At 37.4% G+C, this 12,987-nt stretch carries 12 protein-coding genes; 1 reads left to right on the plus strand and 11 read right to left on the minus strand.

All coding sequences use genetic code 11. From position 1 onward, the window contains the following. Window positions 1–7 precede the first annotated feature (7 nt). The 3 genes from PQ460_RS19895 to PQ460_RS19905 all read right to left on the minus strand — a co-directional run bounded on the left by PQ460_RS19895 (window position 8) and on the right by PQ460_RS19905 (window position 2,969). Window positions 8–1,525 carry a DHA2 family efflux MFS transporter permease subunit gene (locus PQ460_RS19895; RefSeq protein WP_274170910.1) on the minus strand — a complete coding sequence of 506 codons (1,518 nt, stop codon included), beginning with the start codon at window positions 1,523–1,525 and terminating at the stop codon, window positions 8–10. Window positions 1,526–1,537: 12 nt separating this feature from the next. Next, a complete protein-coding gene (locus PQ460_RS19900) occupies window positions 1,538–2,191 on the minus strand; it encodes an HlyD family secretion protein (RefSeq protein ID WP_273614944.1) in 654 nt (217 codons plus the stop codon). Between the two features lie 160 nt (window positions 2,192–2,351). After that, the gene (locus tag PQ460_RS19905; RefSeq protein WP_273614943.1) at window positions 2,352–2,969 is read right to left on the minus strand and encodes a TetR/AcrR family transcriptional regulator; all 618 of its coding nucleotides are present in this window, start codon (window positions 2,967–2,969) and stop codon (window positions 2,352–2,354) included. Window positions 2,970–3,428: 459 nt separating this feature from the next. On the opposite strand from PQ460_RS19905, the gene PQ460_RS19910 reads away from it, so the two are divergent. Further along, window positions 3,429–5,150, plus strand: a complete 1,722-nt coding sequence (locus PQ460_RS19910) for a cellulase family glycosylhydrolase (protein WP_274170911.1) — start codon at window positions 3,429–3,431, stop codon at window positions 5,148–5,150. An 83-nt stretch (window positions 5,151–5,233) separates the two neighbouring features. Here the strand turns inward: PQ460_RS19910 and PQ460_RS19915 are convergent, their stop codons facing one another. The 8 genes from PQ460_RS19915 to PQ460_RS19950 form a co-directional block, all read right to left on the minus strand. Further along, window positions 5,234–5,590: an MAGE domain-containing protein gene (locus tag PQ460_RS19915; protein WP_274170912.1), complete on the minus strand. Its 357-nt coding sequence runs from the start codon at window positions 5,588–5,590 to the stop codon at window positions 5,234–5,236. 245 nt (window positions 5,591–5,835) lie between these two features. Continuing rightward, the gene (locus tag PQ460_RS19920; protein WP_274170913.1) at window positions 5,836–6,393 is read right to left on the minus strand and encodes a GNAT family N-acetyltransferase; all 558 of its coding nucleotides are present in this window, start codon (window positions 6,391–6,393) and stop codon (window positions 5,836–5,838) included. Window positions 6,394–6,450: 57 nt separating this feature from the next. After that, complete coding sequence (locus PQ460_RS19925) at window positions 6,451–7,110, minus strand: M48 family metallopeptidase (protein WP_274170914.1); 660 nt, start codon at window positions 7,108–7,110, stop codon at window positions 6,451–6,453. A gap of 188 nt (window positions 7,111–7,298) precedes the next feature. Further along, window positions 7,299–8,195 carry an SDR family oxidoreductase gene (locus PQ460_RS19930; protein WP_273614938.1) on the minus strand — a complete coding sequence of 299 codons (897 nt, stop codon included), beginning with the start codon at window positions 8,193–8,195 and terminating at the stop codon, window positions 7,299–7,301. Window positions 8,196–8,388: 193 nt separating this feature from the next. After that, entirely contained in the window at window positions 8,389–9,759 is a 1,371-nt protein-coding gene (locus tag PQ460_RS19935; RefSeq protein WP_274170915.1) for an amino acid permease, read from the minus strand. 294 nt (window positions 9,760–10,053) lie between these two features. Beyond that, window positions 10,054–10,800 (minus strand): tRNA pseudouridine(38-40) synthase TruA, encoded by a 747-nt coding sequence (gene truA / locus PQ460_RS19940; RefSeq protein WP_274170916.1) that lies wholly within the window; start codon window positions 10,798–10,800, stop codon window positions 10,054–10,056. Window positions 10,801–11,315: 515 nt separating this feature from the next. After that, window positions 11,316–12,182: an aminoglycoside phosphotransferase family protein gene (locus PQ460_RS19945; protein WP_274170917.1), complete on the minus strand. Its 867-nt coding sequence runs from the start codon at window positions 12,180–12,182 to the stop codon at window positions 11,316–11,318. A 202-nt stretch (window positions 12,183–12,384) separates the two neighbouring features. Beyond that, the gene (locus PQ460_RS19950) at window positions 12,385–12,948 is read right to left on the minus strand and encodes a hypothetical protein (RefSeq protein WP_274170918.1); all 564 of its coding nucleotides are present in this window, start codon (window positions 12,946–12,948) and stop codon (window positions 12,385–12,387) included. Window positions 12,949–12,987 lie beyond the last annotated feature (39 nt).

Below are 12,987 nucleotides of genomic sequence, written 5' to 3' on the forward strand. Positions count from 1 at the left end.
TATACGATTATTCTTTGATTACTTTGACACCTTTACGTCGACTAATAAACAAAAAAATAAATGGAATCGAACAGAATAGCGGAATAGAAGATACTAAGAACGTATCGGCGATTCCTCTGGAATAAGCATCAAGCGTAATCAACCCTGAAGTAATACTTGCCCAAGAGCTTCCCAGTGTGGCTTGAAGCGTTTGTGCTCCATCCAGTGTGATCGATTCTGATATTTGTTGTGAATGTAGTGCTGTACGACTTTGCATTAAGAATGTCAGAATAGCAATCGCCATTGACCCTGCTATCGTACGTACTAGATTCGATGCTGTAGAAGCTTTACCGACTTTTTCCGGTGCCACAGCGTTCATCCCTACTGTAGATAATGGCATCATACAGATTCCGATTCCCATACCGCGGAACATCAATACGACTTGTAGCCATAGATGTGAAGTATCTGGAGTCAGTGTGTGTAGATGATAGGTCATAAAGCTCGTTAACGTTAAGCCGAATAACGCAATCGGTACAATCCCGATTTTATCAAATAATTTACCAGCAATCGGCATCATTACCGCCATCGCAATCGCCTGTGGCAACAAGATAATACCGGTGTGTACAGGAGAGACCGATTGAATATTTTGCAAAAATAATGGAGATAAAAAGGTTCCTCCGTATAGCCCCATCATAACAAAACTCGAAGTAATAACACTGATCGTAAATTTATAATTTTTAAATAAAGAAATATCGATAACTGGGTTGTCTTTGCCACTTTCGACAAAAATCAAAAATACCAGTGACCAGAAAGCTACAAAAAATAATCCGACAATTTTGAAAGAACTCCAACCATCGCTTGAACCACTGGATAGTGCATATAATAATGTTCCTGCACAGGTAGCCGCTAATAAAAAGCCGGCTAAGTCAAATTTGACGATAGCGCCTTTTGGTGGTTCTTTGATTAACACAATAACCATCAAGATCGCGAACAGTGCAACAGGGATACAGACGATAAACAAAAACCGCCAGTTAAACCATTCGATCAAGTATCCACTGAGTGTTGGCCCGATAGCAGGGGCAGCCATTGCTGCTACACCCCAGATCCCAAGTGCCATCCCAATTTGTTCACGCGGCATAATTTTATATACAATCGTCATACTAAGCGGCATAATTACACCGCCACCTAATCCTGCCAGAATACGTGCAGCGATTAAAGACGAGTCACTCCAAGCAAAAATACAAAATGCTGTTCCCAGTGTAAATACACTCAGTGCAGCGATCAAAAATTTCTTATAACCAATACGCTGCTCCATAAATCCCGTAATCGGAACGATTATTCCTGATGCGAGAGTATAGCCGGTAATCACCCATTGAATTCGTGACGTTGTTGATCCCAAATCGGTGGTCAACTGCGGAATCGCTACATTGATTAGACTGTTATTCAAAATAGCGACAAAGGCTCCTAATATAATCGCTATAAAAGCAAGCCAGCGTTCTCTAGGCGAATCTGCGGGAGGAGCGGCGGCAACGACTGTGTCAGCCACATAAACCTCTCCTTACGATGTATGAATTTTCACAACCACATTTGTTCCAGGAATCAATTTGAGGTCTTTAGGTACATTGAGCGCAATTTCAACAGGAATACGCTGTGTGACTTTGTTAAAGTTACCACTTGTATTGGTAGCTGCAATAGTAGCAAAAACCGAGTTAGACGCTTCACCAATTTTGCGGATTTTACCTTGAATTGTGTAATCTCCATCTGCATCTAACGATACATCGACCACTTGACCTGCTTTGACGCGATTGATATCTGTTTCTTCGATATTCGTAGAGACATATAGATCATTCATATCCGCTACAATCGCTACAGGAGAACTTGGTGTACCGATCTCATGTTCTTTGGAATACACTTTTAAGACTGTTCCATCTATCGGTGAACGTAGAACAGACTTGCTAATCATACTTGAATCTAGACCGGATACATCTTGTTCAGCAATCGGTTCGTTGCGTTTTAATACATCGCCTTCTTCAACATCAATATGATTAAGCTCTGCTGTAATCTGTGGCATCACTTTATATTGGGTTGCTGAAATGCGGGCATCTTCTGTTTTGACAAAATGAGTACCTTGATACCAGTAATAATAACCTAACGTGCCACCGCTAATAACTAGTAACACGATGAGAATTGACAATACGATCTTCCTTCTCACTTACTCCACCCCTGTAGTTCAACTTTTTTTATTGTTACAACAAGCACTGTTTAACATACCTGTTATGAACGTCAATATGGCTATAATCATGTGTCCAGTATGCAAACACACAAAGACAAGGAATTAGATGATGTTTATCTCCAAAAGTCACCCAAATTCCTTATACATTTCTACTTAATCCTCGCTTCAACAAATCCAATTCCAACTCGTAATGTTCAATAATATCGTCTATCGGAACTTCTCTCGCAAAAAAACGAATAAAATTCTGAATCGTGATCGCTACAATAATTTTAGTTAAATGAAGAACTTCTTTCTCATCAGCTACATTCAGACGACTACGATTGATCGAGCGGATAAATTCATCGGTACGTTCTTTTGCCTCTGGATTATTCACATTCAGTGCTAAGCGATGCTCTACTTTGTAACTCATATTCAAAAAGATATTTTGAGCAAAATAGCGATATTCATGATGCTGAAATCGTTCTAACATCATTTTGAAAAATTCATTAAAAGCTATAAAAATATCCCCATCATTTTCTTTGAGAAGCAACAGCACTTTCTCACGATTATGCTTGTTATACTCTTCTAAAATATAAAAGAAAATATCAGCTTTATCGTCAAAATACTGATAAAAACTTCCTCTAGGAATACAAGCTTCTTTGATAATGTTCGAAATCGAAGCATCTGCCAGAGAGGCTCGCGAAAATTCTTTGAAAGCCGCATCGATTAACCCTTTGCGTTTTTCCTTAGGCAAATTAAAAAAAGTCTGAGTAGGCATGGATTCACTCCAAATTAAGCATTTTGTATCATATACTGTTATTTCAAGTGTAAAAAATTACATAGACAATTATAATGTGACACAGTGTCACATGTCAATAGTCTGGTGCTCCATATCTTCATATTTCTTTCCTTATCTTTATATTTACATTATGTACAGGATAATATTTGTATTTTCTGGCTTTATTTTTATCTCTAAAATAGGTAAAATCACTAATTTTTGTATGAATTTATTACCAATTTTTATGGTATTTACTTTGGATAATCAGTGCTATATTACATTTTAGAAAACGCTTTCATTACTTATTTATCAGGAGGTGGTCACGCTTACAATATTCTCATATATATGTAACCTGTCAGTGCAACGACTGTTTGTCAAAGGAAACACATGTTGTTTTCAAGATGTACAGCTCATTACGTTTACAGATTGTCCATAACTTTCACAAAGGAGACTTTATTAATGAAACGTAAATCCAAATCATATCTTTCATTGACTGTGATTGCGGCTCTACTACTTTCTTTATTTTCCTCTTCGATGGCTTCAGCAGCTTCAGATAAAGAACGTTCCCTTTCTACCACAGCCGCAACAGGGATTCAATCTTATGTTAGTGCAATGCAACCGGGTTGGAACCTGGGTAATTCACTTGATGCGACAGGTGCAGATGAGACTTCATGGGGCAATCCTCGTGTGACCAAAGAATTGATTCAACAAATTGCTAATCAAGGATACAAAAGTATTCGTATTCCTGTAACCTGGGATCAACATACAGGCAGTGCTCCAAACTATACGATTGATGCCGCTTATATGAATCGTGTACAAGAAGTGGTCAATTGGGCGCTGGATGCTAATCTGTATGTAATGATCAATATCCATCATGATTCATGGTTATGGACAAGCTATATGGGTCAAAATCATGATCCTGTACTGGCTCGTTATAATGCAGTCTGGACACAGATCGCAGATCGCTTCAAAGGATCTTCTAGTAAGCTGATGTTCGAAAGTATTAATGAACCTCGCTTTACCGAAGGTGGAACTACAGATCCGGCAACAGCTTACAAATTGCTAGATGAACTGAATACGTCTTTTCACAAAATTGTAAGAGCATCTGGTGGTAACAATGCTACCCGCGCTATCGTTCTTCCTACATTAGCAACTTCTTCTACACAAGCAGATTTGGATGCTCTATCTCAGACGATTGCCAAATTAAACGATCCTAATATTATTGCTACGGTTCACTACTATGGCTTCTGGCCGTTCAGTGTAAATATTGCAGGCTATACCAAATTTGAAGCCGATACGCAAAAAGATATCACAGATACATTTGACCGTGTCTACAATTCATTTGTAGCTAAAGGGATTCCAGTCGTTATCGGTGAATTTGGATTATTGGGATTTGATAAAAATACAGGCGTAATCGAACAAGGTGAAAAGCTGAAATTTTTCGAATTCTTTTCTAACTATGTACGTCAAAAAAATATGACTACGATGTTATGGGACAACGGTCAGCACTTTAGCCGTACTACCTACAAATGGTCTGATCCTGAATTATACAATGTGATGAAAGCAGGCTGGACAGGACGTTCTTCCAACGCAGAAACAGACCTATTGTATTTCAAAAAAGGAGCAACGATTCAGGACAAAACAGTCAAATTGAATCTAAATGGGAATACATTTAGTTCTCTTTCTAACGGCAGTACAACGCTGGTCAAAGGAACAGATTATACGATCAGTGGAGATACACTTGTTATCAAATCCAGTCTTTTAACGAAATTGCTTTCCTCTGGTAAATTAGGTGTGAATGCTACACTAACAGCTAAATTTAGCAAAGGAGCCAACTGGAACTTTAATGTAATCTTGTATAATACACCTACATTAAGTGCTACAACAGGCACAACCAGTTCATTCGCTATTCCGACTACCTTTAATGGTAACCAATTAGCAACAATGGAAGCGACGTATACTAATGGTGGTAATGCAGGGCCGCAAAACTGGACTCCTTTCAAAGAATTTGCGACTGCATTTAGCCCGGATTACAGTGCAAATGTTATCAAATTAACACCAGACTTTTTCAAAGAAACAAACGATGGTGAAGTATTGCTCAAATTCCACTTCTGGAATGGCGATATCTTGAATTACAAAATCACGAAGAGCGGATCAAACGTAGTTGGTAAAACTTCTTAATTGAGCTACCATTTTAGAATAAGATCTATATCCAATAAAAAAGACAAGCTATGGAGCTTATGCCCATCAGCTTGTCTTTTGATTTACAATAATGGTTGAAGATGTAATTCACTTATGTCTTTCCATTGACCATCTATGTGCTTCCCAAAATTAGCAAAAAAATGTGTATGATAGCCTTCGATTTGCCAGATAATACGACCTGATACTACGATTTCATCATTGCATTTCAAATGATAATATACTGTCTGATGTTCATCTTTCCAATGATCGGTTACTGTTTCGATATGATATCCTCTACGAAACATATCTGCTAATAATTCCTCAGAGTTATGTTCTTTCAAAATATCGATATCTACCCCTACCAAGTGATGTAGTTGCTTCAATACTTTGTAAATGCACTCTTGAAATTGATTAGAAACCTGATCAATGTAAGTTTCCATCAGCTTGTCCAAATTAAACATCTCCCAAACATCATATTAGTATCCACGCTTCATTATATACTAATTTTATCCATTTTAGATGTTTAATTGAAATTAATAAAGTTATTTTGTAAATGATTAGTTATATCTGTTTTATGATTTAAGTTATTGCTATTCTCAATTGAAATTTACCCGATCAGATCGCTCCAAAATGGAACATATTCTATATGATTATCATTGATAAAGTATTTTCATATCATTTCTTATTAATCAGAATGCGTTTGCAAATCGTCTTCGATAATAGCAAAAGTGATATGATCTTGCCATACTCCATTGATTTTTACATTTTTACGAGCAGTGCCTTCTTGAGTGAATCCTGATTTCAATAATACTTTGGTCGAACCGATATTGTGTGGCATAACTCCTGCTTCGATACGATGTAATTTTAGTTCCTCAACCGCATACTTCACTACTGCTTGCACAGCTTCACTCATATATCCTTTACCATTGTAGTCCTGATCCAAAAAGTATCCGATCCAACCACTTTGCAAATTACCACGCACCACTTCAGACAAAATCACTTCACCAATCACTGTCTCTGTATTTTTTAGAAAAATAAGAAAACAATAACCGGTATCTTGTTCAGTAGATTCCAAAAAACGATGTACACGTTCTGCTTGACCTTCGTATGTATAGAATAATTCATGACGTATGCCAGCAAATGCTTTGAAAAATTCTCTATTTTTCACTTCTAAAGCGAGTAAAGATTCTGCATGTGCTTTAGTAAGTGGCTTTATTGTTAATCGCTCCGAATATATACTCATATGTAAGCTCCTTTAGTTGGGAATATACTTGTTATATTATCCTTTAGTACCTGATTATTACAATGTCATATGACGTCCATGTCGTGCAAGATACTCTTCTTTTTGTTTGTAATCAGGCATAATACTACCTAACCGTCTCCAAAATGAACGATCATGATTCATATGCAGAAGATGGCATAATTCATGTACAATCACATAATCGATCACTTCTACAGGAGCCATAGCGAGACGATAATTAAACGTGATTTTTTTGCTCGAATGACAACTGCCCCATTTGGTTGTAGACTCTTCGATTTCAATACTTTTTGGCTTCACACGTAATTGTTTCTGGTAGCCTTCGATCCGTTCTAATACGATTTTTTTACAGCTGGTAAAGTAAAACTTTTTGAGTCTTTGACGTAATTCTTCTTCGTTCGCATCGCCTACTTCAATAAGCTCATGTAGAAAATACTTTTTCCCTAAATACAAAAACTGTCCTTGCTCTTCATATTCTTTTGCTTGAGGAACAGCATTTGCTCTAGCTTGATCTAGCTTACTGGTATTATCCAACAGCCATTGCTTATTGCGCTCCATTACACGTAAAATGTCTGCTTCAGGTGTTCCATTCGGTGCTTTGACTGTAATTAAGCCTATCGTCTCCAACTGAATAGCGATCTTGGTACGCTTGCTATATTGCACATTAAATTCGATTGTTCGCTCATCAAATTGTATTTTCATAACATTCTCTTTTCTATGACATAGGATATACGCTTATGCTCTCGAATCATTTTTATAGCGCATATACATCTATATTGTTTTATTTACTATATTATCATTTTAGATGAAGAAACCAAAAAGAGAGGCGTTATGCCCCTCCTTTTATTAACATCATTATTGTATTTAGAAATAAAGCCAATACGATTAAGTTATGGACTAACCATACCACCGTTAGCATTGATCGTCTCGCCACTTACATAGCTAGACTCTTGGCTTGCTAAAAATACGTAAGCTGGAGCCATTTCTACTGGCTGTCCTGCACGTCCGAGTGGTGTATTGGAACCGAATTCTTTCAATGCTTCTGTAGGTTGTCCGCCTGCTACTTGTAGAGGTGTCCATACTGGACCCGGCGCTACAACGTTAACACGGATACCTTTTTCACCAACTTGTTGTGCCAGTGCTTTACTGAACACGTTGATCGAACCTTTAGTTGTTGCATAATCGAGCAACCCTGGTGAAGGAGAGTACGCTTGGATAGATGATGTATTAATAATTGAACTACCTGGTTTCATATGCTTGATAGCTGCTTTGCATAACCAGAATAGAGAGTATACATTTGTTTTGAATGTTGCATCAAATTGTTCTGTAGTTAAATCAGCAATCGATTCAACAAACTGCTGTTTACCTGCTACGTTAGCTAGAATATCGATTCCGCCTAATTTAGCTACAGAGTCTTCGATCAATTGTTCGCAGTACTTCTCATCTTTCAAATCGCCAGGCATCGCGTAAGCTTTTTGACCTGCTTCTTCGATCAATTTCACTACTTCTTGAGCGTCGGCTTCTTCTTCAGGTAAGTAAGAAATTACAACGTCTGCACCTTCACGAGCAAAAGCAATTGCTGCTGCGCGTCCGATACCACTATCTGCTCCTGTTACGAGTGCTTTGCGTCCTGTTAAGCGACCTGTTCCGCGGTAACTGGTTTCTCCTGAATCGGGACGTGGAGTCATCTCTGTTTGCAAACCGGGTTCTGGTTGTTTTTGTTGCCAGTCTTCGTTTGCCTTAGGATATTGAGTTGTTGGATCTTGCTTTAGATATTGGTCAGCCATGATTGAATTTCCTCCTCGTAGATGATGTTTATAGTCGTCGTTCTGGAAATTAATGAGCTCTTTTTCTATGTAACCGTCATGGCTTGTCTTCAAACAAAAAGCATATCCTTTTTTTCTAAACATGTCAGAAAAAAGAATATGCTTCGTATTATGGCATCTTTGTAGGCATTATAGTATGAAATGTAATATCCAATTAATCTATTCTCTGATCCGATTTCTTCCCAATTCGAAATACATAATAACTAACAATGACAATCGCAATAAATACAATTCCGACAATTAATGAGTTATGTGTATCCGGGTTGAACCACATGCCGATCAGCACCAGTGACAAAAAGATAATCACGATATAATTACTAACTGGAAAAAATAACGATTTAAATGGATGCTCTTGGATATCATTTTTCCATTTTTTGCGAAACTTAAATTGGCTAAATGCCATCGCTAACCATGGAACCATCCCCGGTAATATACTGGCACTGTAAATGTACAAAAATAATTTGGAATCTGGAAACAGGTAATTAAATAGTACGCCGACCAACAATAAAGCAATCGTCGTCATAATACTGTTGCGAGGCACACCACTTTTTGAAATTCTAGCAAAAAACGGTGGTGCTTGTTTGTTTTGCGCCAGTGTATACAACATTCGTCCTGCACTATAAATACCACTATTACAACCAGACATCGCTGCTGTTAAAACAACAAAATTAATAATACCTGCCGCTGCTACAATCCCTACTTTGGCAAATGTTAAAACAAACGGGCTGCCTGTTGTACCAACTTCATTCCATGGATAGATCGTCACGATCACAAAGATTGCACCTACATAAAAAATCAATATCCGCCAAACGATATTTTTGATCGATTTTTTCAGCGTCACTTTAGGATTTTCGGCTTCTCCTGCGGTAATCCCGATCATCTCGATGCCCTGATATGCCGCAGTCACAATACATAATGCAAATAAGAATCCTTTTAACCCGCCTGCGAAAAATCCACCATGGACATACAGATTAGATAAGCCGATAGGCACTCCACCATTACCAAGTCCAAAAAAGATCATACCTGTGCCGATCACCAGCATCGCACTAATCGCGATCACTTTAATCATCGCAAACCAGAATTCAAATTCTCCATAAAATTTAACCGCCGCTAGATTCGCTGCCGCTATAATGCCGACACCGGCTAACGCTGGAATCCACTGTGGAATCTCCGGGAACCAGTACCCTACATAAATACCTATAGCAGTAACTTCCGCCATCCCCACCGTTACCCATAAAAACCAGTAACTCCATGCTGTCAAGAATCCAGCCAACGGACTAATATACTTATGGGCAAATGTAGCAAATGAACCTGTGACTGGTTCAACGATTAACATTTCGCCCATCATTCGCATCACAAATAACATAATTACACCTGCTACCAAATACGCCAACAGCACAGAAGGCCCTGCCCATTGAATCGTACTGGCTGATCCCATAAATAGACCGACACCTATCGTTCCTCCGAGTGCAATCAGCTCAATATGTCGTGTTTTGAGACCTCTAGTTAATTGTTTCGTTTCCAAACAAAACGCTCCCTTTCAACTGTGTTCATTATGTACAACGATTATAATATGGCTGTAAATGTATTCGCTGTGACATACATTAACGCATTACAGAATTGCTTCAACAAATTGTAAGGGAATATGTAATGAAATACAACTACTATTATCACTTTTAAAGACTTAGTAAATAATTTAAAAAAGTAGACCTTTTCAAGTCTACTTCCTTATTGTTATATGATATTATTTCTGCATTGTTTTATACGATTTTGGTGGAATGTCATATAAAGAAACTTGGTGTGGTTTTTAAATATTTATCTATTCTGACTTGAATTGAATCTGCTCTAAATAAAGCCCTTCTGCATCTGCCATACCACCAGTTTGTAGCTTTTCTTTGGATAGCAAAATCGTAGGAATATCTGAGGCTTGCTTTTCTCCTAATCCTACTTCGATCAGTGTACCGACCATTTTGCGTACCATATTGTACAAGAATCCATTTCCAGATACACGGAATTGTACAAATCCGTCTACTACCTCGACATCTAATGTGTAAATGGTACGTAATGTATCTTTTTTCTTCGACTTAGCATTGGAATAAACTGCAAAATCATGTTCTCCCAAAAAGTGAGCACAAGCTTCTTTCATCTTGGCGATATCTAGCTTTTTGGCAACATGCATACTGTACTTGCGCATAAATGGATGGCTGTATGCTTCGTTCCATATTTTATAAATATACGTTTTGTTAGTCGCATGATATCGTGCATGAAACCGATCATCGACTTTCGATACTTCAGTGATACTGATATCAGGCGGTAAATAATGATTCAGGAAGTTAAATATTTTAGACTCTGGTAAGTCTTCTTTAATTTTAAAATTAGCCACTTGATACAGCGCATGTACCCCTGCGTCGGTACGGCTAGAACCTATAATTTCGATCGGTTGATCGACCAGTACAGAGATCGCTTTTTCAATCTTACCTTGTACTGTATTGTCGCTATCTCCAAGCCGTTGCCACCCTTTATACCGCCCACCATCGTATTGGATGATTAATTTGTAATTGTTCATGTGTACTCCCTTTGTGTTGGATAAAATAATTACTTTGAAGATATCTACTGTATCATATTATGTGTATTTCGTTTGGTTTTTAAATAATTGATTTTTAGTCTTCTATTTTTGTAGGTTCCCATGCGTAATTACAAGTATCACACCTAGAAGTCATGCCACCCTTTAGTATTTTGATACATGCAAACAATGTGAATAGACCTATTAAAATAATTATTCCGAACGCTATAGGATGTTCCATTAACTGATTATCTACTCCGTTAGCTATAATTATGCACATAACGGTACTCATAAAAAATAATAAAAAAGCAGGCCATTTTCCTGATCCTGTACTGACTTTTGCTGATCCACATCTCGGACAACGTTCCCATTTATACTCCACATTTCATTCCTCCAACATTATATAATAACTCTCCATAAGCGCTTGGCACTATAAACATGACCAAGTTCAATAAAAAATATTTTTGCAAAGTAAAATATCTTACATTTATGTATTACGACATATGTAGCTGAATATTTTACACTTCACAATTCCTTCCTGCCAAAAGTGGATTATGAGCGATCACTTGCTTTATATTCTGTTGCGCTTGTGGCTGTACAGTAATGCCGCCCTGACGAGCAAGTAATATCCACCGCAGACAGGCAAGTGCTTCAAATAATTGTAATTCTTTTTCAGCTATCGGATGTTCTGCTAGATAAGCATCACGAAACACTTGAGCATATCGTTCTGAAATATAGATTTTCTGCAAAGTGATCGACCAGACCGCATCATATCGGGCATCCCCTAATTGTCCATTTGTCCAATCAATAACGGTATATCGATCCTGCTTATTTAAAATATTTCCCAGATGAAAATCACCATGAATAATACAACTCTGCTCTAGCGTAATCATAGGCATAACCTGATATAGAATATCGCTAATATCTGTATACATTGCTACATCTGGAAAAAAGTAATCTACAAAATCGTATTTTGGCAGTAAAGCATATTCGCTTTCTGTAATCTCAACATGATGGATAGCAGACAACAAGATAGCTGTCTGTACAATTTTCTTTTTGTTCATTTTGGTAAGGGCTGTTCCGTCAAATGCTGTTAGCAATACTGGATCTTGATCATCAAGCATCCCCCAACCTATCGGCTTAGAGACAGCGATCCCTTTGGCAAAAAGAAACTGTAATAACTGATATTGTGCTCCTACATCCGGCTTCGCCTGTTGATTCCATATTTTCAATACCAAATCACCTTCAGCATATGACAACTTGATCACTTGTGCTTCAAATCCTTGATCTAACGGATGCTCCGTTATCTCATATTCAGGTTGTAATAACGTATGTAAACTATTGTCTTGTTCATTCCATTTTATCGTGTGAAGAATATTAGCCAACAAGGTTCCTCTTTTCTGGCAATATGTACTACCTGTATTTTACATATATCTTATCATTTCTACAGATAGGATACATCTCAGAATAGTTAGCCAACGAATGATTAAAAAAGAAGCGGAATCGCACACTATTGTGCTTATTCCACTTCTACATGTTCGATTGAACTTGGTTATTTTATGTTTTTCAAACGATAACATAAATTAATTAGTTCGTTTTCAAATCGTCTACATCTTTTTCGAAAGCATCTTGATACTGTTGGAACAATCCTGTATCAAACTTGTATTCTGAATCATTCTCTTTAGGAGGATTTGTTTGCAATTGTTTGTAAAGTACATCGATTTCACTAGAAAGCTTAGTCCATACTTTTTTCACATTAGCATATTTACTATCGTCCAATCCTTGTATATAAGTATTATATTCCGCTTTCTTATCCATTGCTGTACCTAAACGATCTACTAAAAAGTCTATATCTAATTTATCCCCTGTAGCACTGGTTCCATTGTAAGTATACGAATTGATGTTTACAAATCCATCATTCCAAATGTCTGAAGTTACAAAATTTCTAATTTCGCTCAGCTTTGATTCTACAGTAGGTTGTTCTGCTTGAGTCGTAGCATCACTATTACTCGCAATCTGGTTGCCTGCTGCTTCACGAATAGCATCAGCAATTTTTTCCTCGTCTGTTTTTTCATTTCCACACCCTGCAAATACACTTAAAGATAAACAAGCTAGTCCAATCATTACTGTTTTTTTGCTCCAAATAGGCATCATCTATTACTCCCTTTTTTCATTTTACATACCTTTATT

Origin of the sequence: Paenibacillus sp. KACC 21273 (assembly GCF_028736095.1) — a bacterium.
Classification (GTDB): domain Bacteria; phylum Bacillota; class Bacilli; order Paenibacillales; family Paenibacillaceae; genus Saccharibacillus; species Saccharibacillus kyungheensis.